The 25751-nt window shown below is 63.9% G+C and carries 18 protein-coding genes; 1 reads left to right on the forward strand and 17 read right to left on the reverse strand.

Annotated features, from left to right (window positions below; all coding sequences use genetic code 11):
* Positions 1 to 15: 15 nt before the first annotated feature.
* Positions 16 to 3333: a molybdopterin-dependent oxidoreductase gene (locus JQ603_RS09325; RefSeq protein ID WP_212338566.1), complete on the forward strand. Its 3318-nt coding sequence runs from the start codon at positions 16 to 18 to the stop codon at positions 3331 to 3333.
* Between the two features lie 81 nt (positions 3334 to 3414).
* On the opposite strand, the gene JQ603_RS09330 is transcribed toward JQ603_RS09325, so the two are convergent.
* From JQ603_RS09330 to JQ603_RS09410, 17 genes are all read right to left on the reverse strand, one after another.
* Positions 3415 to 5493: a hydantoinase/oxoprolinase family protein gene (locus tag JQ603_RS09330; RefSeq protein WP_212338569.1), complete on the reverse strand. Its 2079-nt coding sequence runs from the start codon at positions 5491 to 5493 to the stop codon at positions 3415 to 3417.
* Positions 5494 to 5515: 22 nt separating this feature from the next.
* Entirely contained in the window at positions 5516 to 7207 is a 1692-nt protein-coding gene (locus tag JQ603_RS09335) for a hydantoinase B/oxoprolinase family protein (RefSeq protein ID WP_245003527.1), read from the reverse strand.
* Positions 7208 to 7213: 6 nt separating this feature from the next.
* Positions 7214 to 9589, reverse strand: a complete 2376-nt coding sequence (locus JQ603_RS09340) for a xanthine dehydrogenase family protein molybdopterin-binding subunit (protein ID WP_212338572.1) — start codon at positions 9587 to 9589, stop codon at positions 7214 to 7216.
* Between the two features lie 14 nt (positions 9590 to 9603).
* On the reverse strand, positions 9604 to 10062 hold the full coding sequence (locus JQ603_RS09345) for a (2Fe-2S)-binding protein (protein ID WP_212338580.1): 459 nt from the start codon (positions 10060 to 10062) through the stop codon (positions 9604 to 9606).
* Between the two features lie 21 nt (positions 10063 to 10083).
* A complete protein-coding gene (locus JQ603_RS09350; protein WP_212338583.1) occupies positions 10084 to 10959 on the reverse strand; it encodes an FAD binding domain-containing protein in 876 nt (291 codons plus the stop codon).
* Positions 10956 to 11948, reverse strand: a complete 993-nt coding sequence (locus tag JQ603_RS09355; protein WP_245003528.1) for an ABC transporter permease — start codon at positions 11946 to 11948, stop codon at positions 10956 to 10958. Before JQ603_RS09355 ends, JQ603_RS09350 begins: the two co-directional genes overlap by 4 nt.
* 13 nt (positions 11949 to 11961) lie before the next feature.
* The gene (locus tag JQ603_RS09360; RefSeq protein ID WP_212338602.1) at positions 11962 to 12981 is read right to left on the reverse strand and encodes an ABC transporter permease; all 1020 of its coding nucleotides are present in this window, start codon (positions 12979 to 12981) and stop codon (positions 11962 to 11964) included.
* Entirely contained in the window at positions 12978 to 14516 is a 1539-nt protein-coding gene (locus JQ603_RS09365) for a sugar ABC transporter ATP-binding protein (RefSeq protein WP_212338605.1), read from the reverse strand. Before JQ603_RS09365 ends, JQ603_RS09360 begins: the two co-directional genes overlap by 4 nt.
* Before the next feature lie 62 nt (positions 14517 to 14578).
* Positions 14579 to 15676 (reverse strand): TMAO reductase system periplasmic protein TorT, encoded by a 1098-nt coding sequence (gene torT / locus JQ603_RS09370; protein WP_212338608.1) that lies wholly within the window; start codon positions 15674 to 15676, stop codon positions 14579 to 14581.
* A 106-nt stretch (positions 15677 to 15782) separates the two neighbouring features.
* Entirely contained in the window at positions 15783 to 17744 is a 1962-nt protein-coding gene (locus tag JQ603_RS09375) for a hydantoinase B/oxoprolinase family protein (protein ID WP_212338611.1), read from the reverse strand.
* A gap of 3 nt (positions 17745 to 17747) precedes the next feature.
* Positions 17748 to 19772: a hydantoinase/oxoprolinase family protein gene (locus JQ603_RS09380; protein WP_212339960.1), complete on the reverse strand. Its 2025-nt coding sequence runs from the start codon at positions 19770 to 19772 to the stop codon at positions 17748 to 17750.
* Between the two features lie 167 nt (positions 19773 to 19939).
* Positions 19940 to 20899, reverse strand: coding sequence for a helix-turn-helix domain-containing protein (locus JQ603_RS09385; RefSeq protein WP_212338613.1), 960 nt, complete (start codon positions 20897 to 20899; stop codon positions 19940 to 19942).
* 105 nt (positions 20900 to 21004) lie between these two features.
* Complete coding sequence (locus JQ603_RS09390) at positions 21005 to 21970, reverse strand: LysR family transcriptional regulator (RefSeq protein WP_212339961.1); 966 nt, start codon at positions 21968 to 21970, stop codon at positions 21005 to 21007.
* Between the two features lie 224 nt (positions 21971 to 22194).
* Entirely contained in the window at positions 22195 to 23172 is a 978-nt protein-coding gene (locus JQ603_RS09395; RefSeq protein WP_212338615.1) for a biotin-dependent carboxyltransferase family protein, read from the reverse strand.
* Positions 23162 to 24037 (reverse strand): 5-oxoprolinase subunit B family protein, encoded by an 876-nt coding sequence (locus JQ603_RS09400; RefSeq protein ID WP_212338617.1) that lies wholly within the window; start codon positions 24035 to 24037, stop codon positions 23162 to 23164. Before JQ603_RS09400 ends, JQ603_RS09395 begins: the two co-directional genes overlap by 11 nt.
* A gap of 43 nt (positions 24038 to 24080) precedes the next feature.
* Entirely contained in the window at positions 24081 to 25481 is a 1401-nt protein-coding gene (locus JQ603_RS09405; protein ID WP_212338618.1) for an acetyl-CoA carboxylase biotin carboxylase subunit, read from the reverse strand.
* A 17-nt stretch (positions 25482 to 25498) separates the two neighbouring features.
* Positions 25499 to 25741: an acetyl-CoA carboxylase gene (locus JQ603_RS09410; protein WP_212338619.1), complete on the reverse strand. Its 243-nt coding sequence runs from the start codon at positions 25739 to 25741 to the stop codon at positions 25499 to 25501.
* Positions 25742 to 25751 lie beyond the last annotated feature (10 nt).

Consider the following 25751-nt stretch of genomic DNA (forward strand, 5'->3'; position numbering starts at 1 on the left):
TCGAAAGGAAGGGCAATGCCGACCATCGAAAAACCGGGCTTCTGCACGTTGTGTCGATCGCGCTGCGGTACCATAAACGTCATCGAGAATGACCGGCTCGTCGCTGTCAGGCCCGATCCCTCACACCCCACTGGCAAGGCGTTGTGCCCGAAGGGGCGGGCTGCGCCGGAGATTGCGCATTCGGCGCGTCGGCTGAAAACCCCGTTGCGGCGAACGGCGCCGAAGGGCGCTGCGAATCCCGGTTTCGTGCCGATCACCTGGGACGAGGCGCTGACTGAAATCGCGGACAAGCTTGCGCGCTACCGTGCCGAGACGGGACCGGAGTCGGTCGCATTCGCCATTACATCCGGCTCGTCGTCGTCAACCTCGGACAGCCTCGACTGGATTCAGCGCTTTGTTCGCGGCTTTGGAAGCCCCAATACGGTCTTCTCGACGGAGATATGCAACTGGCACAAGGACCACGCCCACGCCTTTACGTTCGGCTGTGGTCTGCCGCCTGCCGACTATCGGCATTCGGATCTGATCCTGCTGTGGGGGCACAATCCCGCCAACGTCTGGTTGGCGCAAGCCGAGGCGATCGCAGAAGCACGGAAGAAGGGCGCTAGGCTCGTTGCGATCGATCCCCGGCGCAACGGATCATCACGCGATGCCGATCTCTGGCTGCGCATCAGGCCGGGGACCGATGCAGCGCTCGCCCTCGGGCTTGCCCGCTGGCTGATCGTCAATCGCGCATATGACGCCGAGTTCGTCCGCCACTGGACCAACGCCGCGTTTCTGGTGCGCGAGGATGATGGACGGTTTCTGCGCCCGGCTGATGTCGGCCTGTCAGGCGAGGGCTATCTGGTCTGGTCATCGCGCTCCGATCAGCTGGCGGCGGCCGAGGACGGACTCACTGAAGCCGCGCTCGAAGGCTGTTTTGAGATCGCGGCGGCCGACAGGACCATCGCATGCAGGACCGCATTCGATCATTATTTCGGTGCGACTCAGGCCTACGATCCGGCAACCGTCGAACAGATCACTGGCATTCCGGCAGCCGAGGTGGAGCAGCTTGCTCGCGCCATCGCCGATGCCAAATCGATCTGCTACCATGGCTGGACCGGCGTCGGGCAGCACACCAACGCCTCGCAGACCGAGCGCGCGATCGCGACGCTCTACGCGCTGACAGGCCATTTCGACGCGCCAGGCGGCAACGTCCGCATGCCGGCTCTGCCGGCTCCTGCGCTGCATTCGATCTCGATGATCGAGCCTGAGACCCGCGTGCGCGCACTTGGTCTTGCCGAGCGGCCGCTTGGTCCGCCGGCCGATGGTTGGATCACGTCGACCGATTTTTATGACGCGGCCCTGATCGGCAAGCCCTATCGGATTCGCGCGCTGTTTGCCTTCGGTTCGAACATGCTGGTATCGCATCCGGCGCCTGACCGTGGCCGCGAGGCGTTGAAGGCGCTCGATTTCCAGGTTCACTGCGATCTGTTTCTCAATCCGACCGCGGAAATGGCCGACATCGTGTTGCCGGTCTCCAGTCCGTGGGAGCACGAGGCGCTGCGGCTCGGGTTCGAAATCTCGCCGGAGGCGCAGGAGCTGGTTCAGCTGCGGAACCCGATGATTCCGCGTCAGGGCGATGCGCGCTCGGACATGTGGATCGTCTTTCAGCTAGCGCGCCGCCTGGACATGGGAGAATTGTTCTTCGACGGCGACATCGAGAAGGGCTTTGCGCATCTGCTGGCGCCTCTGGGGCTGACTCTTAAGGCCCTGCGTGCGGCGCCTGAAGGCATCCGAGTGCCGCTAAAGCACGATCATCGAAAATATCGCCGCAGCGGATTTGCGACCCAAACGGGCAAGGCCGAGCTCTATTCTGAGCTGTTGCACCGCTACGGCTATCCGGCGGTGCCGCGCTTTGTCGAACCTGCCGAGCACCGCAACGACAGCTTCCCGCTCACGCTGTTTTCAGCCAATAGCGGCCATTTCTGTCACAGCCAGCACCGTGGTATCATCGCCTTGCGTCGCAAGCGCGTGGAGCCGACAGCGGAAATTCATCCCGCGCTCGCGCGCCGTAAGGGAATTGACGCCGGTGCCTGGATGACGGTGTGCACCCGCAAGGGCAGGATCAGGATGCGGGCGGCGTTCAACGATGCGCTGGCAGAGGATGTCGTAGCCAGCGATTACGGTTGGTGGCAGCCATCTCCAGATCTCGGTCTGCCCGGCTATCTGCCCGACGGCACGCTACCTATCGGATCGAGCTTCAACGCCGTGATCTCCGAAGACGAGCGCGATCCGCTCAGCGGGGCGTTGGCGCTTCGTTCGTTCGCCTGCGATGTGGAATGCTGCGAAAACCGGGCTTGGGCCGGCTGGAGATCCTTTGCGGTCGCCGGGCGCCGCGAGATCACCGGAGATGTCGTCGAGCTGACCTTGCGACCGAGCGATGGCGGTTTGCTGGCGCCGTTCCGGCCCGGCCAATATGTCGGCTTTCGCGTGGAGGGCGCCAGCAGGTGCTATTCGCTGATCGGCGCGGCCATCGCGGAGCCCGACGCCTATCGCATTGCCGTACGGCACATCGAAGGCGGATTGGTTTCGGGAGCGATCAGATCCCGACTCGCGCCCGGCGACCATGTCGAGCTGGAAGCGCCGAGGGGAGGGTTCGTTCTTCCACTGCGCAACGAATTTCCGATCGTGCTGATCGCCGGCGGCATCGGCATCACGCCGTTCTTGTCCTATTTGGAAACCTTGCAGAGCGATAGTGACGAGCCCGAGATCACGCTGCACTATGGTTGCCGTAGGGGCTCAAGCCAGCCGTTCCGCGAACGGCTGGAGGTGCTGCGACAGCGGCTGCCGAACCTGACGGTGATTACCTATCTTAGCCAGCCTACAGACAATGATCGCTTCGATCGCGAGGGGCGTTTCACCGCCTATGATATCGAGCCGGATCTCCTGCGCCGCCGCGCGCGATTTTACATGTGCGCGTCCGACTCGATGATGCGCGACGTCAGGGATGGCCTGAAAGCTCGGGGCGTACCGGATTTCGAGATTTTTTCCGAACGGTTCCACTCGCCTGTCCTGGCGATGCCGGACGATCAATCGCCCCGACGGATCACTTTTGTCCGCTCCGGAAAAACTGTGACCTGGCTTCCGCAAAATCCGGCAGGCGGCATTTTGGCTGTAGCGGAACAAGCGGGTCTTTCGCTGCCGAGCGGATGTCGCGTCGGCCAATGCGAAAATTGTTGTGTGTCCATCAAGGAGGGCCGCGTACGTCATCTGATCGACAGCCCTGATTTGGAAGAAGGGCACTGTCTAACCTGTCAGGCGATTCCTCTGACCGATCTCATTTTAGATGCCTAGTGGATGAAATGCAGCGTCGTACAAGCACGCTGCCTGAAGAATCTCTCGAATTCGTAACGGCTACGATCAGAGAATGTCGGATCAGGCCGCTCCACTTTCCGAGCCGGTCATCGGCGCATGACCCCGGACGACGAGCTGACCCGTCTCGTCGCGAGTGAACATCTGGTCAGGCGGCACGAACGTTGTCGTCGTGGCTTCTTCGACGAGCGCCGGGCCCGGAGTCAGCGATCCGATCGGAAGTAGGTTTCGGTCATAGACGTTGCAGGCGACCCAATCATTCTCCCTTGCCAGGAAAATGAAGCGTTGGCCCTTGAGAGCGTTGTCGAGCGTATCTTGCGGGTTGCCCTGGATCTTCGGCAGGGCGATCACTTCGCTGAGCATCTCGGTCTGCAGATGAAGCGTCGTGATCTCGGCTGTTGCGGTCATCAACGCGAACGAAAATGCCTTCTGATGGGTGGCATGGAAACTGGACAATAATTCCTCGGCGCTGCCGCCGGAAATGGTCACGGAGACGCTATGCTCTTGGCCTCTATATCGCATCTCGGCATAATGATGGAATTTCAATCTGGCTGTGCTGGTTCCGGCGAAATATTCGATGGCCTCCTGTTCGAGCTCCGCAAACAATTGCGCAATCGAATCCATTTCATGCTCGCTGACCGTCTTTAACACTGTCCGCCTGATGTCAGCGCGCGGCCGCGCAGCAAGCATTCCCCAGGCCGAAAAGATACCGGGATGCGTGGGAATCACGGTCCGTTTGGCATTCAGTTCTCGCCCGAGGCTGGCAGCCAGCAACGGTCCCGCGCCTCCGGATACGATCAAAACGAGATCGCGCGGATCGTGTCCCCGCTGTATGGTGATCAACTTCAGTGCGTTGATCATGGACTCTTCGGTCACCTTGACGATCGCGAGCGCGGCCTGTTCGACGGGGAGCTTCATCGGCAGGGAGACACGGGCGATCGCCGCACGCGCACGATCGACGTCGAGCGGCATGCGGCCGTCGGCGAAGGTGAGCGGGTCCAGAATTCCGAGAGCCAGTTTGGCGTCCGTCACCGTCGGGTCGGCGCCACCTCTGCCGTAACAGGCAGGTCCTGGGTTCGATCCCGCGCTTTGAGGGCCGACCCGCAGCCTGCCGCTCGAGTCGAGCCAGGCTATCGAGCCCCCGCCGGCGCCGACCTCTACGATATCAACGACCGGGACTTGAATGGTGTAACCAGGGGAGCTTCGGGTCTTCTCGAGGCGATATTCTGCGTCGACCTTGGGCTGTCCCGCCTTGATCAGGGAGCATTTCGCGGTCGTGCCGCCGACGTCCAGGTACAGAATATCGGTTTCGCCGATCTCCGATCCGATACGCGCCGCGCCGGCCACGCCGCCGGATGGACCGGATTCGACCAGTGTGAGGGGAGCTGTTACCACCTGTTCGAAGCTTGCGACGCCGCCGTTCGATTGCATCGCATAGGTGGGGCAATTTATCCCCTTCCTTTCCAGCGCGGTACCGAGGTTGTCGAAGTAATTTCTGATGATGGGCTGAACATAGGCATTGAGCGCGACCGTGTTGGATCGCTCGTATTCGCGCCACTGCCGCGAGATTTCGTGGCTGGCACAAACTGAAATCCCAGGCAGCTCCTTGCGCAGCAGTTCCGCGCATTGCTTCTCGTGGGCGGGATTGGCGTAGCTATGAAGGAAGATGATCGCGACAGCAGCAACCTGCTGCTCGCGGCATTGCCGGGCGCAGCGCGCGACATCTTCCTGGTCCAAGGTGTGCAGGACCTCGCCTGACGCGCTCATGCGCTCTCGCACTTCGAACCGCAGATGGCGCGGTACGAAGGGCGCCGGAGTCCTGGTACGCAAATTATACAGATCGGGTCGGTTGCCCCTGCCGATTTCGAGCACGTCACGGAAACCAGCCGTCGTAATCAGCGCAGTCTTGACGCCTTTGCGCTCGGTTATGGCGTTGATGACGGTTGTGCCGCCGTGAACGAAGAAGCCGATGGCGTCGACGCCCAATCCGGATCGCTCGGCCATGGCGATGGTGTCTAGTACCCCGACGGATTGATCATCGACGGTTGTCAGGCTCTTCGAGAAGACGACTGCACCACTGGTGTCGTCATAGGCGATCAGGTCGGTAAAAGTGCCGCCCACATCCGTGGCAAGGCGAATCATGCCGTGGACCCCTGGCCAAGCGTCATTGCTGTCTTCCGTAAATGCGCTGTGCATCTTCCCGCGAGATCAGTCCGCTCTCGATGTCGGCTGTCACCATTGCGGGGGCCCGGTCCGATGGTGCTCCCCAACCGCCGCCGCCGCCCGTCACGATCTTGATACGGTCGCCCTGGCCAACGGGTTTGGTCGGCGATCGTCCGAGCTTCAAGACGCCTCCGTCGGGCTTCACGATTTCAAGATAGTTGACCGATCCGCACTTGCCGCCGTCCATTGGCCATGGCGGCGTGACCGTCCGCCCAAAGCCGCAATAGACCTCGGCGCGCTCGGCCAGGATCCGATATTCCCTCACCAGACCGTATCCGCCACGAAAGCGGCCGGCACCGACACCGCCTTCGACATTGAAGCCGTAGCGTTCGACCAGCAGCGGAAACTTGGCTTCGATCAGTTCGACGGAATAGTTGTAAGTATCGCCGTCGGTCAGCGCGATCAGCGCATTGGCGCCGTCCCTGTCGTGACAAGCGCCCCAGCCTCCGTGCTCGGGTTCGATATGGACGAACAAGTCGCCGGCTTCATCATGTCCGGCGATGTAGGTGACACAGAGACTGGTATAGGAGCCGGCAGAAAATCGTTCGGGCAGGATCGGCGCCAGCGCCTTCCAGACCAGCTCGGAGGCATGCACTGACCCTTCATAATACCAGCCGGTCGGAGACGGTCGCTCGGCGGTAAACAGCGTGCCCTGCGGGGCCGAGATCGACAATGGGCGAAACCAACCTTCGTTCGAGGGTTCGTGGGGCGCGACCAGGGCTTTGAAGACGGTCTTCACTGCGGAGTGCAGTGCGCCGCGGGCGCAGTTGATCGGACCGGCGCATGCCGAGGGGCAGTCCGTGAAGTCGACCTCCATGCAGTCACCTGCGATACGGACCGCAACCCTGACCTCGATGGGAAGCGGACTGACGCCATCGCCGTCGATCACGTCGGTGGCGATGTATTCGCCATTCGGCAGCGATCGGATGAGTTCCCTGGCTCTGGTCTCAGAATCTCGCAGCAACTGATCGAACGAAGCGAGCAGTGTGTCGGCACCGTATCGGCCGACCACCTCCTGCAGCCTCTGGTCCGCGATCTGGACGGTGGCGAGCTGGGCATGGAGGTCGCCAATAGCCATGTCGGGAAGCCGGACGTTCTCGCGGATGATTTCGACGATGCTCTCGACCAATTGATCTCTTTCGGTGATCTTCACGCAGGGCAGTCGCAGCCCTTCCTGAAAGATCGAGGTCGCATCGGGCGGCAGGCTTCCCGGAATCGCGCCGCCGACGTCCAGCCAATGCGCGACATTGATGGCAAACGCGATCAGTCGACCTTCGGCGAACACCGGACGCACCATCGCGAAATCACAGGCATGGGTGCCGCCGCGAAAAGGGTCGTTGGTGACGATCACATCGCCGGGAAAAATCGACGTGCCGAACCGGTCGATGACGCTGCGGATCTGCGCGCCGAACGTTCCGGTAAACAGCGTAATCCCGTTGGTCTGGGCGATGAGCTCGCCGTGCGCATTGCAGATGCCGCATGCGAAATCCAGCACCTCGTAGATCACCGGGCTCATGCTGGTCTTCGTCATCACGATCGCCATTTCATCGACGACGGAGAGCAGCTTGCCCTGGATGATTTCGTGCGTGACCGGATCGAACGACGCGGCAGAATCGATGGTTTCAATGGCCAAAATGCGTCACTTTCGATTCGGTGCAGCCGTGCCGTGGGGTCGTACCAGATTGTCGACCCAGGCCTCGGCGATGTGGGGGAGGCTGAGCTCACCCTTGCGGTCGAGCAGCAGTTCGAGCACCCGCGGCGGCGTCAGCGGCAGTTCCTGGACACGCTTTCCGGTTGCGTTCGCCACCGCGCAGGCGATGGTCGCGCCGACGTTCAGGATCGGCACCTCTCCGGCACCTTTGGTGCCGAGCGGCCCGACCGACGGCGCGCCTTCGTACAGGCTGATCTCGACCGGCACGACGTCGAGCGCCAGCGGCAGGCGGTACGTCTCGAAGCCGTTCTGGCAGACGCGTCCATTTGTACCGATCGTCACCTCTTCGTGCAGGGCATAACCCAGGCCTTGCACGACGCCGCCCTGAATCTGGCCATGGATCGCGCGCGGATTCAACGCGCGGCCGACATCCTGCACGACGCGATAGTTCAGCACCTCGACATGTCCCGTGTCGGGATCGACGGCGACATCACAGTCATGGACCGCGAACACCGGGATATCGATCGCGTCGATGAAGTGTCCGGCGACACAACCGGGCATCGCCGGCACGCCGGCGCCCGTGAAGGCGCCAGTGCCGGAAACCGGACCGAGTTGGGCCTGTGCGCGGGTTGCGACGTCAGCGATCGTACGACCAGAGCCGGGCGCGCCGGCGATCTCGATCCGCCCCCGGCGCATCATGAGGTCCTCGGGCGCCGCTTCGATCATCTCCGAGGCGACCTTCAGCAGCTTGGTTCGCACCTCGTGCGCTGCCGAAAGGCTCGCCGCGCCGAGCGACACTGTGGTGCGACCGCCGCCGACACCGACGTCGTAGCCGGCCGCGTCGGTATCGGCCGCGCGCACCACGACGTCGTCGGGCTCGAGGCCGAGCGTGCCGGCGACGATCTGGGGAAGGCTCTGCATCATCGAGCCGGAACCGATCTCGACACCCGATGTCACGAGCGTGGCTGTCCCGTCGGCGTTCATGTTGACGGTCGCGGCTGAGGGGCCGACGAACACGAACCAGGTGCCGACCGTGGTGGCGCGTCCGAACAATCGGCCATCGGCCAGCGTGTGGGAGGGCGCGGCCGCTTCGCGCAGCGTATCCATCCGGTCGAGCATCGGGCCGAGCACGTTGCCCTCGAACACCTGGCCGGTGGCGCCGAGGTCGCCGTCGCCGAGCACGTTGCGGCGGCGGAAGGAGAGGGGATCCATGCCGATCCGCGCTGCGATCTCGTCGGTGTGCCGCTCCAGCGCGAAGGTGCAATAGACGCCATTGCAGCAGCGGAAGGCACCGTTCGGTGCGGTGTTGGTGTAGACCGCGCGCGAGACCAGGCGCGTCGACCCGAGCCGGTAGTTTCCGCCAAGCGTATGGGCGGTCATGGTGGTCAGGAAGATCTGCTCGCCGCCATAGGCGCCGCAATCCATCAGGACGACCGCCTCGCGTCCGACGATCTCGCCATCGCCCGTCACCGCCGAGCGAATGCGAATCTCGGCGTTCTCGCGGAACAGGCAGGTCAGCATCTCCTCTTCGCGCGAATTGATAAGCCGCACCGGTTGTCCGCTGGCGCGAGCGAGCAGGGCCGCGAATGGTTCGATGGCGAGATCGAATTTGAGGCCGAAGGCCCCGCCCACCGGCGGCACTGTGACCCGCACTCGCGAGGGAGCAACGCCGAGGATCCGCGCGGTCGCATTGCGGATGGTCCAGGGAACCTGGGTCGAGGTCTCGATATGGAATCGTCCGTCCTCATAGCTCGCGATGACAGCGCGCGGCTCGAAAGCGACATGGTTCTGGCGGCCAACGCGAAAACTGCTCTCGACGATCTCGACGTCGGGCCTTGCGAAGGCGGCGTCGACGTCGCCGCGGATCACCGTTGCCTCCCAGGCCACGTTGCCCGCCCGCGCGCCGCCTTCAAACAGCACCTCGTAGTCGCGCCAGTCGGGATGAACCAGCGGCGCGGCCGGTGCGAGGGATTCCGCCATGGTGAGCACTGCCGGCAGCCGCGCGATCTCGACATCGATCGCCGCAAGCGCAGCCTGCGCCTGTGCAAGCGTGTCGGCTGCGATCGCCGCCAGCGGCTCGCCGTCATAGCGGATCACGTCGCGGGCAAATAGCGGGTGGTCGGCGATACCGATCCCGATCTTGCCGGGGGCATCCGCCGCGGTGACGATCGCGCGCACGCCGGGCATGCGCGCGGCGCGCGACGTGTCGAGGTGGACGATGCGCCCCGAGGCCACGTTGGCGCGCAGTACAGCGGCGTGCAGCATCCCGGGCAGGTAGCGATCCATGGTGTAGCGCGTCCGGCCGCGCAGCTTGTCACGCGCATCGCGGCGGCGGAAATCCATGGTGGCAGCGATTTCGGACATGGGGTAGCCCTCGATCATTTTGCGGCAAGTGCGGACAGCGCAGCGTCGACGATGCGCTCATACCCGGTGCAACGGCAGATGTTGCCGCTCAGCGCAGCGCGGACGTCGTCGCGCGTTGCTTCCGGGGAGGTCGCCAGAAGATGTGTCAGGGTCACCACCATGCCCGGGAAGCACATGCCGCATTGGACTGCATCGCAGGCTTCGAGCGCGACCTGGATTGCGGTCGGCGCACCTCCAGTGCCAAGACCTTCGACGGTCCGGATATCAGAACCTTCGGCAAGCGCTGCCGGAATCAGGCATGATGGGGTCGGTTTGTCGTCGACCAGCACCATGCAGGCACCGCAAAAGCCTTCGCGGCACACCGGCTTGGTGCCGGTGAGATAGAATTCCTCGCGCAGGATGTCGACCAGTGGAGTTACGGGATCGGCGGCTGATGCGCGGCGGTCACCATTCACGGTCAGGCTCAGGGCCATGTTCACCTCCAGCAATCTCGTTCAGGCGCCAAGCGCCGTGGCAGTCGCTCGCCGGACGAGGCCAGGCAGTACGCTGACGCGATACCATGGGGGAGCCTCGACGCTGTCGCGGCCGGCGAATTCATCAGCCAGATCGGCGGCGATATCCGCGGCCCGCGAGGGGTCGAGTAGGCGGTCAAGCAGAGCCGTTTCGAGCCGTTCCCAGCGGCGTGCGATCGTTTCGACCGAACCGATCGCGATCCGCGCCGCGCGTACATGGTTCGTCGCATCGACATCCAGGGACAGGCTCACGATGGCGACTGGATAGTCGCCAGCCTTACGTAATGGCAGTCGCGCATGCGCAGTCTTGTGCCGGGATCGCGGCACCACGATCTTGGTAAGCAGCCGGCCTGGTGCCAATGCCGATCGCTGCGCCAAGAACGCCTCGAGGCTCATGCGTTCGTGGCCGCTTCGGCTCGAGACCTCAATTTGGGCATCGAGGCAGAGCAGGGCGGGCACGCAATCTGCCGCGGAAAAGTCCGATGTCGCCAGATTACCGCCGATCGTTGCCATCGCGCGGATCGCCGGGTTCGCAGAGCGGCCCGCGGCCGCCGTGAGGACCGCGAACTCGGGCAGATCGGCCAAAGCCGAGGCCAGTGCGGCGTGCGTGACTGCTGCACCGATTTCGATCGCATCGGGGCCGATCCGAATCTCGGTCAGCTCGGGAATTTTCCCGATCGCAACATAGCAGCCCTTGAGCGGTTGATGCCGGATCGGCGCGCGCATGATCCAGGTGCCCCCGGCAAAGGCCGCGCCTTCCGGGCCGTAGTCGTTCAGCGCGTCGAGGGCGGCGGCCAATGACGATGCGATATGGAATGTTCCAGTCGCATTGCCTTGTGCGGGAGTACAAGTTGTCATCGGCGTCGCTCCAGTCGCAGGCGATCGAGCAGCACACCGATGATGACGATGGCGCCGAGCACGACCATCTGGATGTAACCGTCGATGCGGGTGAGATTCATGCCGTTGGACAGGATCGTGACGAACAGGGCACCGAGCACGGCGGTGCCGACCCCGCCGCGTCCGCCTGCCAGGCTCGTTCCGCCGACCACGGCACCGGCGATGGCCTGCAATGACAACGAGCCACCGAGATTCGGCTCGCCCGAGCCGGTGCGCGCGGTCATCATGATCGCGCCGAGCGCGGCGAGCGTCGAGCACAGCACATAAGTGCCGATTAGGATCCGCTTGACCGGCAGACCGGCGACCGTCGCGGCGCGTGGGTTGGTCCCGATGATGTAGAGTGAGCGGCCGAACACCGTGCGGCCGAGCATCAGATGCAGCACCAGGCCAATGGCCAGCGTGATGACAATGGCTGCCGGGATGCCAAAAATATTGCCGCTGTAAAAGAGCTGCGAGAACAGTTTGGGCACCCCCTGGACCGGACGCCCGGCGGACAGGGTGGTGGCGACGCCGATCGCTATGTTGTAGCTACCCAGCGTCGCGACGAAGGGGCTAACGCCAAGCAGCGCGATGACCACGCCATTGAACAGGCCGCAGGCGATGCCGAGGCCGAAGCCGGCGCCGAGCCCCGCGAGCAGGACGGTGGACGGATCATGGCCGGCTGCCGTGGCGCCGGCCATGGCCAACGCGGTGCCGACACTGACCATTGAAACGGCCGGCCCAAGCGCGAGGTCGAAGCCGCGGGTGAGGATCACCACGGTCTGGGCCATGGCAAACAGCGCCAGATAGCTGGTCTGCTGCGCGATATTAAGCAGATTGGCCGGGGAGAGCACGCTGCGATCGACGGCGGCAAAGCCGAGCAGCAGCACAACCAGCGCGATCGGCAGGACCGCGCGCCACAGCCATTCGCTCGAAAACGAATTCTTGCGGTTGGTCTGCTCGGTTGTCATGGACAATTCCAGGTCAGACACGGGCCTTGCTCCGTCGGCTCATTTCATCCAGCGCCACAGCTGCCACCATGATGACGCCGAGGAAGACCGGTTGCAGGCGGGAGTCGACATGCAGCAGGTTGAGCGCATTGCCGAGAATGGTCAGGAACAGCGCGCTGATGGCCACAATCTCGACGCGGCCGACACCGCCTCGCAAGGAGACGCCGCCGATCACGGCCGCAGCGATCGACTGCAGCATCATGCGGTCGCCACCAAAGCTAGCCTGGCCGGAGCCAACCTGTGCGGTGAGCAGGATACCGGTGAGGGCTGCCAGCACGCTTGACACGGCGTAGGTGCCGACGATGTGGCGCTGGATCGACACGCCTGAGACGACGGCGGCATCGACATTGCCGCCGATCGCATAGACATAGCGGCCGAACAGCGTGCGCCGCTGTATGAACATCATCACGGCAATGACGGCAAGCGCAGCATAGACAGCGGTCGGCAGGCCGAACAGCTGTGCGCGCCCAAATCCCTTCACGAAGCTGTCGGGCATGCCGTAGACAGGGATGCCGCTCGTGATCATGAGACCGACGCCGGCGGTCGCCGACATCGTGCCGAGCGTGACCACGAAGCCGGAGACCTTCAGCTTCGCGACGCAGAAGCCGTTGACGAGCCCGACCACGAGTCCGCAGCCGATCCCTGCGGCGGCCCCGCTTGCGATGATCAGGGCGGTGTTGCCCGGGAATGCCGCGGCGGTCGCCGCCATGGTCTTGGCGGTCACCACGCTTGCCAGCGCGACGACCGCGCCGACCGAAAGGTCGAAGCCGCCCGCGACGATCACCAGCGCCTGGCCGCAGGCGACGATCGCCAGCAACGATGCGTTGCGCAGGATGTTGAGGATATTGATGAGGCCGTAGAACTGGGAATCGACGGCCGACATGCCCGCGACGAGGGCGACCAGCAGCGCCGGCAGGAATCCGATGCGGCCGACGATCGATCGGCCGAGGCTTGTCGACCGTCGAGGCATCCCGGCGGTCACAACCGTGCTCATGCGACCTCCGCGACAAGATGCTCTCTAAAGAAGCTCGCCAGCACGCTCTGCTCGGTCTTCTCGGCACCCGTCAGCTCTGCGGCGATGCGGCCGTGGTGCATGACGTAAAGTCGGTTCGACAGCGCCAGCACCTCCGGCAGCTCCGACGACACCACGATCACGGCGGCGCCGGCTTCGACCAGGCGCTTCATGAATTCGTAAACCCCGAGCTTAGCGCCGACGTCGATACCGACGCTCGGCTCATCGAACAGGAACACGGTCAGCTCGCGCGTCAGCGCGCGGCCGAGCATCACTTTCTGACGGTTGCCGCCGGACAGGGCGCCGGCGGTCCGCTCGATGTTCGGCGGCCTGAGCTGCAACTGCTCCATGACGCCTTGGATCGTGGTGCGTTCCACCGCCTGCCGCAGCACGCCGAAGCGGGCGAAGGCGGGCAGATCGAGCACGGTCATCGATGCGTTCTCGCGAATCGGGCGCGACAGCGCGAGCCCTTCGGCGACCCGGTTGGCAGGGAAGTAGGCGACGCCATTCTTCAGGCTTCGCCGTGGCGCGGGGAATTCGTAAGGCAGGCCATCGATCCGGATCGTGCCGGAGACGATCGGTTCGATTCCGTAGATGGCGCGGATCAGCTCGGACTTGCCGCAGCCAACGAGGCCGGCGACGCCGGTGATCTCACCGGCGCGGGCGTGGAAGTTCACGTCGCGCACGCTTCCGTCTGCCAGTGTCAGGTTCTCGACGTCGACCATGACCTTGTCCGGCTTGTGAGTGATGGTCGGAAACAGCAGGTCGATTTTGCGGCCCGTCATCAGCTCGACCAGCTCGCTGTCGGTCGAGGTCGCGGCGTCGAGGGTGCGGATGTGGCGGCCATCGCGCAGCACGGTCACGCGGTCGGCGAGTGCGCGGATCTCACGCATGCGATGCGAGACGTAGATCAGCCCGATATTCTGGCTCTTCAGGCGAGCGATCAGCTCAAACAGCCGGCCGGTCTCGCGCTCGGTCAGCGACGCCGTCGGCTCGTCGAGGATGAGTAGGCGAACGCGGCTGAGTAGAGCCTTGGCGATCTCGGTCATCTGCTGGTGCGCTCGCGAGAGGTCGTCGACCCGCTGCGAGGGATCGAGATCGAAGCCGAGCTCATCGATCAACGCGGTTGCACGCTTGCGCATCTCGCCGGCATGCAATACGCCGCCGCGCGTGACCTCGCGGCCGAGGAACAGGTTCTCCTCCACCGTGAGGCTTGGAACGAGCGAGAACTCCTGAAACACCGGACTGATGCCGATCGCCCGGGCCCGCTGCGGCGTAAGATGGCGGATTTCCTCACCGCCGAAATGGAATGTGCCCTCGTCGGGCGGGAATGTCCCTGACACGACGTTGATCAGGGTCGATTTGCCGGCACCGTTCTCACCGAACAGCACGTGCAACTCGCCGGCATGGACATCGAGATCGACCCGGTCGAGCGCACGAACACCGGTGAATCGCTTCGAGATGCCGCGCAAGGCGAGCAAGGGTTCGGCCGGCTTCAGGTCGGTATCGACGTCCATCTGGTCTCCGCGGGCGTTGGATGAGGCGGGAGCGCAGGTCTCCCGCCTCGATGATTTGCGGGTTACTTGGCCTTGACCGAATAGACCGGCTTCCAGCTGCCCGGTGCCAGCACGAGGTCCATTTGCAGTTTCGGAACGGTGGTCTTGTCGACGGCTGACGCCAGCGGCTGGGCGAGGCTCATCACCGGCTTCTTTTCGATCAGGCGCACGGCCTGGTCGACCGAGACGGCGCCTTCGCCGACCGGGTACTGCGTCGCAAAGGCAAGGACGTCGCCGCGGTTCAGCGCGTCGAGCATCGCTTGGTTCTCGTAAGAGGACATGATCTTCATGTCGCTGCGGCCGGCTTCGGCGACCGCACCGATAGCGGCTTCCGCGGTCGGGGCGGTGCCCCAGATCACGTTCATGTTTGGATAGGCCTGGAGCGCGTCCTGGATCAGCTGTAGCTGGACCGCAACGCCGGAGTCGCCGAACTTCTCGGCCAGGACCTTGGCGTTGGGGTTCTTCGCCACCGCTTTCTTGAAGCCTTCGTTGAAGGACTCCGCCCAGCCCGAGCCGGCCGGCCCGGGGAAGGTCACGATGTTGAGCTTGTCGCCGGGCTTGGCCTGCGCGAGCAGACCCGCGCCGGTAACTTCGCCCATGGCGACGAAGTCGACATAGATCGCGGCAGGCAGGGCATTCGGCGGCAGCGGGTTGGCGACGCCGACCACGGGCACACCCTTGGCCTTGGCCTCCTCGAACTTCTTGCTGAGACCTGCACCCGAGATGGCGCCGACGATGATCGCGTCGGGACTGCTCGCCATGCAATCATCGAACTGCGAGAGCTGCTTGGGCAGGTTCTCGTAGCCGCCGGCTTCATAGAGCGTCATGTTGACGTTCAATGCCTCGGCCTGCTTGACGATGCCATAAGCAACCGCGACCCAGAAACTGTCCTTCATATGCGGAAACAGGACGCAGAGCTTGTAGGGCTTCTCGGCCTTGGTCAAAGCCGTGTACTCGGCCGGCTTCGGTGTGCCTGAGGAGGCATCGTAGACCTTCATGGGGAACCATGGCGTCTCGGCCGCGGCGGGCGCCATCGCGGCGAAGGCGAGGCCTGCGGCGATGCCGAGGGTGGAGCAGATCGGCCGAAAATGCTCGATCGAAAGGCACGTCGCATGAGTCATAGCTCTATCCTCCTGGTTCGAATGAAAGGTGAGGGCCGACGGCTTCGGTTCCTCTGTTGCATGCAACCGCCACGCCGCCCGTGGGCGACGCAGTCGTCGACGGGGATCAGCCCGTTGCCCACTTTGCGACCGAGCGCCGCTCGAAGACTTCGCGGAACTGGCGTGTGGATTCGGGAAGGAGGGCGCCGCTGCCCCAGTCGAGGATCACGGCGTGCTGGCGGATGACATCGAGGGCATCGATCTCGCCGCTGCGGAAGCGCCGCGCGACAAGTTCCGGATCGAGCCTGGCCTTCGCGACCCGCTCCACCCTGATCCTGGCGCGGAGTGCGTCGGTTTCGGTCTTGTCCACCTCGTACTCGCAGAGTTCGGCGTCGATGATCTGCACGACGACGCCGTAGTCCTTTGCGGCGCGCTCGACTGAGACGTAGTCGTCCTTGATGTCCTCGATCACGAGGCGCGGGTCGCGGTCGAGCGGATCACCGAAGCCGCCGCCACCTGCGGTCGGTCGGGAGAAAACGTCGCCTTCGCCAATCGGCACGTCGGAAAAGATCGAGCCGAGCCGTTCTTCGCGCGTGCTGTCCTTGCGCTTCAATGTCAGCCCGTGCGGCATGGAAGGCAGGCCGCCTTCGATGCCCCACACCACGGCGCGTTCGCGGTCGCAGATGTAGGAGATCACGGTCTTCTCGGCCTGCAGCATCCGCGAGGTCTTCATCACGCCGGCGCCGCCGCGCCATTTGCCGGGGCCGGGTGAGTCCTTCAGGATCTCGCATTTAGTGGTCAGGATCGGATTGGCGCGCTCCTGGCCCTCGACCGGCTGCGACATCAGTCCAGTACCGAAGCAGGCGGTGGTGACGTTGCTGCCGTCCTTGCCGTTGCGACCGCCCCAACCGCCCGGCAGCCAGTCGTAGAACATGAAGATCGGCTTGTCGGCGCTACGGCCATCGAACCCGCCGGTGAGCAGATATTCGAGATTGAAGGCGCAGGCGAGCGCACGCTCGGGCATTAGCTTCGACCACATCTCGTAGATCGAGTTCATGATCTTCTCGAACGGCATCAGGAAGCCGGTGACCGCGATCGGCCACTTCGCATCGACGATCGAGCCTTCAGGAGCGATGATCTCGAAGCAGCGATAGAAACCGGAGTTGAGCGGCAGGTCGGGGAAGAAGGTCTTCATGCCGGCTGCGACGGCCGAGAAGGTTGCGCCAAAGGCTGAGTTGTAGATCGAGCCGATGGTCGGATGGCTGCCCGTGAAGTCGTAGATCGCCTTGTCGCCCTTGATCGTCATCTTGATGCGGATCGGGATCATGCCTTCGCCGCCCGCCGGATCGCGATCGATGAAGTCGACCGTCTCCCATTCACCGTCGGGCAGCGCGGCGATGCGCTGGCGCGCGGAGCGCTCGACATAGTCCTGGACTGCGGCCAGACCGGCCTCGACCGTATCGCGGCCGTATTTGTTGACGAGGCGGAGGATCTCGCGTCCGCAGACGGCAGTGGCCTCGGCCTGCGCCTGGATATCGCCGATGATGGAGGCGGGATCGCGCGTGTTGGACGCGATCAAATGCGCGACGTCCTTGCAGAAGCGTCCCTTGTCGAACAGCCGGACTGGCGTGATGCGCAGGCCTTCACGAAACATGTCGCGCGCCGCGACGTCGAACGAGCCGGGTACACTGCCGCCCATGTCGGACCAATGACCGTTGGACTGGCTGAAGGCGATGATCTTGCCGTCGGCGAAGATCGGCCGGATCAGCCGCACATCGGAGAAGTGGGTGCCGCCCGCATAAGGATCGTTGATTGCGAACACGTCGCCCTCGTGCATGTCGCCCTCGAAGTGGCGCATGACGTCCTGGCAGGTGAAGTGCAGCGTGCCGACATGGACGGCGATGTCCTGATTGCCCTGCGCTGCGCATTCTCCCTTGGCGTCGTGCAGGGCGCTGGAGAAGTCACGATTGTAGATCACGAAGGAGTAGCAGGTGCGCAGCACCTGCTCGCCCATCTGGTCGACGCTGGTGATGAAGGAGTTTTTCAGAACCTCGAAGGTCACGGGGTCGAGCGGAAGATCTCCGGCCATGGTTCATTCCTTCACGCGGATGATGATGTTCAGATATTTGTCGACCTCGGCGCTGGCGCCGGGCGGCACGACGGTGGTGGCGTCGACCTGCTCGACGATCGCAGGGCCTTGGAAGGAGAAGCCGCAGGGCAGGTCGTCGCGGGCATAGACGGGCGTATCGAGCCCGTTGCCCTCGAACCACACCCTGCGGCGGCTGACCGGCTCAGGGATCACGCCGGTCGGCTTGTGGACGGCGAATTCGGCCTTGGGCACGACGCCGATTGCTTTCAGGTTCAGCCGGAAGAAGCTCACGGGCGAATCGTCGCGGCGGAAATTGTATTCGCGCTTGTGCTCGGCATGGAAACTCTGGACCAGGTCGGAGATCGAGCCGATCGGGCGCGGTGCCTGGACCGCGAGCGACCGCCATTGGCCGCGATACATCATGTCGATCGATCGCTGCAGCACAATGTCGCCCTCTGCAACGCCCTCGTGGGTGAGCCGGGTGAGCGCTTCCTTCTCCAGCGCGATGAACTGTGCTTCGATATCGGCGGAGTCGGCCTCGTCAGCGCCGACCATGCAGCTCTGCGAGAAGTCGTGCTGCATGTCGACCAGCAGGCAGCCGAGCGCTGAAGTGACGCCGGGATTTGGCGGCACGATCACGACGGGGATCGCAAGCTCGCGCGCCACGTCGACGCCATGCAGGGCGCCGGCGCCGCCAAAGGCGACCAGCGCAAAATCGCGCGGATCATAGCCGCGACTGATCGAGATCAGCCGGACCGCGTCCGACATGTTGGCATTGGCGACCTTGACGATCGCGTCGGCCGCCTCATGCAGGCCGAGGCCGAACGGCTTTGCGACGCCTTCCTCGACGGCCTGCCGGGCAAGGGCGGGATCGAGCTTGACCTTGCCGCCGGCGAGATCGGTGCCGAGCCGGCCCAGCGTGACGTTGGCGTCGGTGTTGGTTGGCTGGGTGTTGCCGTTGCCGTAGCAGGCGGGGCCCGGATAGGCGCCGGCCGATTGCGGGCCGTTGCGCAAGGAGCCCGCCGGATCGGTCCAGGCCAGCGAGCCACCGCCGGCGCCGATGGTGAGCACCTCGATCGAGGCAAAGCGGATCGGATAGCCGAACTCGATATACCAATCCTTGGTGATGCGCGACTGGCCCTCATAGGCCAGCGATACGTCGGTCGAGGTGCCCCCCATGTCGAGGCCGATCGAATTGGGATAGCCGCAGAGGCCGGCGATGTAGCGGCTGGCGATGGCGCCTGCGGCAATGCCGGAGCCGGCGAGGCGGGCGGCGAAGTCCTTCACGGAGGCCGGCGTCATGACGCCGCCGCCGGTGTGGAGCAGCAGGAGATCGCGGGTGTATCCTTCATCGGCGAGGCGGTCGCCGAGCCGGCTCGTGTAGCTGACGACGACCGGGCTCACGACGGCATTGGCTACTGTCGTCGAAAAGCGTTCGTGCTCGAAGATCTCGGGCAGGACTTGCGAGGAGATCGAGACGGGGACGTCGGGCATCTCAGCGAGCAGGATATCGCGCATGGCGCGTTCATTGGCGCCGTTGAGATAGGCGTTCATGAAGCATACGGCGACCGCGGCGACGCCCCGGCGCTTGAGAATCCGCGCGACGTTGCGCGCGGCTTCGACGTCGAGCGGCTCGATCACCGCGCCGCCTGCATCAACCCGTTCGGGCACAGTCAAACGGTCGCGTCGCGGCACGTAAGGGCGCACAACGTCCTTGTAGGTATCCCAGAGATCTTCCTTGTTGGCGCGCCGGATTTCGATCACGTCGCGGAAGCCCTGGGTCGTCACCACGGCGGTGCGCGGCAGCCTGCGTGTGATCAGCGCGTTGGTCGCAACCGTGGTGCCGTGCGAAAACAGGGCCACCTTGGAAAGATCGATGCCGGCCTTGGATACGCCGCCCATGATCCCTTCGATCGGGTCGCGCGTGGACGAAGTCTTCTCGATGCGGATGAGGCCGGTCGCCTCGTCCATGATGCAGATGTCGGTGAAAGTCCCCCCGACATCGACGGCCACACGAAGGTTCTGCATCATGCGTCTTCCTTTCCGGCAAGCGTTTCGCCGATCATAGGCAGACCGGCGGCTTGGGCGCTTGACGCTGAGTGCAGGAAGATTTGTGCGAGAGAGCGAACCTCGCCCGTGCCTGGATCGACGGCTGGTTGCCTAAGGATCGGCCAGACCGGTGCGGCGTGGGGCCGTCAGGACGTCGGGATGCGTGAGGCCGCGCGTGCTTCGCTCGGGGTGCACCCGAACCGGCCGCGATAATTCCGGCTGAATTGCGCCTGGTCGGCGAATCCCCATTGATAGGCGATTTCTGAAATGCTCTTGCGGCAGTTGGGATCGCGCAACAGGGTGTCGCACATCGACAGACGCTGGTTGCGGATATAGGCGCAGACCGTCAGGCCTTCGCCTTCGAAGATCTGGTGCAGGTATCGAAGCGAGATGCCGCAGCCGTCGGCAATGGTCTGCGGCGTCAGTCGCATGTCTTCGAGGCGGGTTCGGATGAAATGCTCGCAGCGGAGCAGATGGCCGTTACGAACGGAGGACGAGTGGCCGGTCAGGACGCGGTCGTCGGATTCGATGGCCATCGTGAGGAGCTCGACGAGGTGCTTGCCCATCAACGTGCGCGCCATCTCGTCCATTTCGCTGATGCGTTCGCCGGCAAGGCGCAGCGTGTCGACGAACAAGGCGCCGACGCTGCGGCTTGCATCGAACTGAAGCGTCGCGAGACGTTCGGGGCGCGAGATGCGCGCACGCAGGACTGCGCTGGGAATCTTCAGAACCCACAGCGCCGTCCGATCCTGATGGCTGAATTCGTATGGCAGATGGCTGCGTTCGATCAGGAATGCGCCTGGCCGACAGTGCACGACCTTGTTGTCCTGCTCGAAGCGGATTTCGGCGAGCTCCGGCACCGTGATCAGGAAGGATTCTTCGCGCTCGCTCTGGAGATGCCGTTCATGGCGTTTGTAGAGCAAGCCATTTGCGATGTTGCGGGATACTGCAACGGGCCCCATCGACAAGGCGCCGAGGCGCGCATCGAAATCGCGGCCGCTCGGGAAGCGCAAGTCCAGTGAGAAATAGGTCCTGGAGACGATGTCCTGCCAGTATTGCTGCCGGCTATGCGCTGGAATGTCGTTGGTCGCGTAACTGACTTGCATTGCTGCGCTCCCCGCTGCCGGCTGCTTCTCCGGCGGCCAGGCCCTTGGTGAGTGTGGCGAGGGCGGCCGGATGACGTCAAGTCGAATAAGGCGGAATCAGATATTTCAGATTTCGATCCTCTCCTCGGCGTGATGCCGGTGGTCGACGCTGATTGGCGGTCGGCCGGGACCCACGCCCGCTACCGCAAAGCGCATGAAATCCCGGAATGCCTTTGCGGCTTCCGACAGCTTGATGTCGCGGCGCCAGGCGAGACCGATGTCCATGGTCGGTATCTCGTCCTCGATCACCCGGGTCTCGATCCGCTGGCCTTCCAGCGACCAGGGCCGGTAGATCAGGTCCGAGAGGATTGCGATGCCCATTCCGCCGGCGACCATGGAGCGCACGGCCTCGACCGAAGACGTGCGGAAGATGGTCTTTGGCTCGAGTAAAGCGTTGTTCCAATAGCGCATGGAGGTGTGCTTGGCTTCGTCCACGGTGAGCATGACGTAGGGATAGGTCGCGACTTCGGCGAGGCGGACGTGCTCGGCGCGGGTGAGCGGATGATCGGGAGCGAGCCACAGGCGGCGGGGCGAGCGCAACAACGTTTCGCTACCGAGCATCGCGTTGTCGCGCAGGTTCGAGACCAGCATGACCGCGAGATCGAGAGCGCCATCGACAAGCGCACGTTCGAGGACGTCGCGCGGGGCCTCGAACAGCTCGACCGTGATGCCCGGGAAGCTCGCCTGAAAACGCATCTGGTGGCGAGGCAGGAAATAGCCGGACACGGTGTAGGTGACACCGATACGGACGGTCCCAAAGAGCGGGCCCGCGGACATGTGCGTGCTGCGGACCGCCTCGGCCACGGCTGCCAGTATCTGCCGGCCCTGGGACAGGAAGCGGCTGCCTTCCATGGTCACGGTGACGCCGTTGGGCGCGCGCTCGAGGAGGCGCGTGCAGATGGTCGCTTCGAGTTGCTGAATCGCCGCCGTGACCGCGGATTGCGAGACGTTGAGCTCCATGGCCGCCTGGCTGATGCGGCCGGTTTCGGCCGCGGCGACGAAATAGCGAATCTGTTTCAGTGAAACTGACATCGCGGTTGATCCGATGTTTGCACAAGTCGTGCGCAGTTGAGCGTTGCTCCTCAGCCCAGTGACATCCGCTGCAACTCTCGTGCCGAGGTCGGAAAGATGACGGTCGCGCCACGTTAGATTTAGGGGTTGATCACGGACAGCCGCAGGTTTGAGGATCGCGCCATCCGCGGGCACCTCGGCCATAGTCGGCCGAGGTGCGGCAAATGTCGTGCAATCTGCGCGGGTTACGTCAGCGCGTTGCGCAGCCTGCCAAGCAACTCCGCACGGCTCTTACGTGCTGCCAGGGCCTGATCCATCCCAACCTTGACGAACCGCACCGGCGTATTGGGCTGGAGCTGGCCGATGAGATCCATGTCCGCGGAGATGACCGTACCGACCATGAAGTAGCCGCCGCCCGAGACCGCGTCGCGATGCAGCACGATGGGCTCGGTGCCGCCGGGAACCTGGATCGAACCGTAGGGATAGCAGGCGTCGGTGATGTTGGACGGATCGGAGCCGGCGCCGAATGGCGGCTCGCGCGGCACGAATTGAAGCGCCTTACCGCCCTTGAAGCGGTAGCCGATGCGATCCGCCTCCGGTGCGACCTTCCACGTGTCAGCGAAGAAGTCGTCGCCGGCCGCCTCCGTAATGCGGTGCCAGTAGAGGCCCGGCATGACGCGCAGCTCTGTCGGCATCGCCGTTGGCTGGCCGCGCAGCTCACTCGCGACCACGCGTCCGTCCTTGACGGAGGCCGCAGCCTTGCCAACCGGCAGCTCGTCGCCGGCCTCGAGCTTGCGCCCCTTGAATCCACCGAGCGCGCCGAGCGCGTAAGTCGAGCGCGAGCCGAGGACGACCGGCACGTCGATGCCGCCGGCCACCGCGATATAGCCGCGCGCGCCCTGTTTGAGGAAATCGAAGGAGAGGACCTGGCCGCGTTTGACCTTGAAACTCGTCCAGGTTTCGCGCGGTTTGCCATCGAGCTTCGGCGGCAGTTGGGCGCCGGTGATCGCGACGGTCGCATCTTCGGTGAATTCGAGCTCCGGTCCCATGAAGACCGCTTCGAGGACGGCCGCACCTTCCTCGTTGCCAACAAGGAGATTGGCGGCGACGAGCGCGTGACGGTCCATGCCGCCAGAGAGGGGGATGCCGATGTGATAGTAGCCTGGACGCCCGAGGTCCTGGACGGTGGTCGCAAGACCCGGCTTCAAAACCTTAATGGCCATGGAGAACTCCATCGAGCTTACGGTTGTAGGCATCAATGTCGCGGTTGAACTCGGTCAGCGAGAACGAGACGTCGCGGATGACGGGCGCGAAGCGTCCGGCGTCGACATCGGCGACCGCCGCGTCATAGGCCGTTCGGTCGATCGGCTTCCATTTGACGATGTCGCCTGGCCGGAACAGACACATGAAGTCGCGCAAATAGCTGATCTTCTGGTTGGGGTCGTAGATCGGCATCGGCGTGATGCCGAACATCTGGTAGCCGCCCGCTCCGCGCACCGAGTAGATGCAGGAGAAGCATCCTCCATGACCGATGGTGAGCTTTGGCGTATCGGTGCGCGGGCGCAGGTATTTCGGCGCCTGGATCTGCCGCTGGCGTTCGACCATCTGGTAGAGGAAGGGCAGGCCGGCCACGAAGCCGACCATGGAGACGAACCAGGGGGCGCTGGAGTGCGCCTTGATGAAGGCGTCGACGCCGTCGAGGCCATTGATCTGCGCGGCGTATTCGAGATCGGTGCCGTTCGGATTCTGATGGCGTTCCCGGAAGCGCATCAGGGTCTCATGCGTCCAGGGATCGTTGTAGAGCACGGGGATTTCGATAATTCGCGTCTTGATCACCGGCTCGGACTTTTCGGACGCGGTGTCCAGCCGTTTCAATTCCGCGAGGAGATCATCGGGCTTGATCTGATCGGGATCGAACTTGACCTGATAGGACGCGTTCGCCGGGCAGATCTCGGTCACGCCCTTGATCCTGGCGTCGCGCACTGCGTTGGTGATGAAGAGGCTCTTGAAGAAGGCCTCGAGCGACATTGCCTCGCCGACCTCGGCGAAGATATGCTCATCGCCGCCGAAGGAAAATCGAGTTTGCATGGCTAGCAGCCTCCTGTTGTGGGCGGGGCGGATTTTCTCGCGTTCATAGGGTAGCTCTTGCGGCCGGTGACGCCTGGTCCGTGGCGAGGGTCGACGCATGGAGCTCCAGCCACGGTTCGAGCCAGGCGGTATGGAATCGTCCGGCCTGCACGTCGGCGTTGCCGGCGAGCGCCTGATGCAGCGGTTTCGTCGTGGCGAGGCCTTCGACGCTGAGCTCGGCGAGCGCACGCGAGAGCTTTCGTATTGCGCTCGGCCGATCCTTGTCGTGCACGATCAGTTTGCCCAGCAGGCTGTCGTAGAATGGAGGCACGGTGTAGCCCTGATAGAGCATGCTATCGAAGCGCACGCCGTCGCCGCCAGGGATGCTGAGCGCGCTCACCGTGCCCGGGTTGGGCATGAAATTCCTGGCGGGATCCTCGGCATTGATGCGAACCTCGATCGAATGCCCGGTTACGCGCAGGTCGTCCTGGCGGATGCGCAGGGGCTCGCCGCCCGCAATCCGGATCATCTCGCGAACGAGATCGATGCCCGTCACCATTTCGGTCACGGGATGCTCGACCTGGATGCGGGTATTCATCTCCAGAAAATAGAACTCGTGGGTCCTGTCGTCATAGAGATACTCGAGCGTCCCGGCGCCGCGATAATTGACCGCCCTGGCCAGCGCGACCGCAGACGCGCAGAGCTTTTCACGGATGGCCGGCGCCAGCGACGGTGAGGGAGCCTCTTCCCAGACCTTCTGGCGGCGGCGCTGCAACGAACATTCGCGCTCGAAGCAATGGATGACGTCGTATCCGTCGCCAAGCACCTGCACCTCGATGTGCCGCGCGCCTTCGATGAGTTTCTCGACATAGAGTCCGCCGTCACCGAAGGCCGCGAGCGCTTCGGCCTGCGCCTGCGGCATCAGATGATTGAACTCGTCCGCCGACCGCGCAATGCGTATACCGCGCCCGCCGCCACCGGCGGCCGCCTTGATCATGACGGGAAAGCCGGTGGTCTCCACCAATGCGAAGGCGGCTTCTGCCGACTCGAGGCGCCCCCGACTGCCGGGAACGGTTGGCACCCCGGCTGCAGCAGCGGCCTCACGTGCCGCGACCTTGTCGCCCATGAGCCGGATCGATTGTGCGGTCGGGCCGACGAAAGTCAGATGCGCCGCCTCGACGGTGGCCGCGAATTCGGCATTTTCCGCCAGAAAGCCATAGCCGGGATGGACAGCATCGGCCCCGGTGGTCTTGGCCGCGGCGAGGATGGTCGCCTGGTTGAGATAGGACTTGGATGCCTGTGGCGGACCGATTTCGATCGACTCGTCAGCGAGCCTGACCGCGAGCGAGTCTTTGTCGGCCTTGCTGTAGACCTGAACGGTCGCAATGCCGAGCTCGCGCGCCGCGCGATTGATACGCACGGCGATTTCGCCGCGATTGGCTATGAGCAGCTTCTTGATGGCCATGAAGGGAACGGGCGGTCTCAGACGTCGATTTCGGCGATGGGCTGGCCGGCCATCACGGCTTCCTCGTTCTCAGCCAGGAACCGCAGGATCTTGCCGGTAATGCCGGCCTTCACCTCGTTGAATGACTTCATCACCTCGATGAGGCCGATCGTGTCGCCATCGGCGACGACGTCACCGTCGCTCTTGTAGTCGGGTTTGTCGGGCGCGGGTTTGCGGTAGAAGATGCCCGGAAGCGGCGAGAAGATTTGCTGTGTTGTCATGGTGTCCTCC

This window comes from Bradyrhizobium liaoningense, from assembly GCF_018130825.1.
Classification (GTDB): Bacteria; Pseudomonadota; Alphaproteobacteria; order Rhizobiales; family Xanthobacteraceae; genus Bradyrhizobium; species Bradyrhizobium liaoningense_B.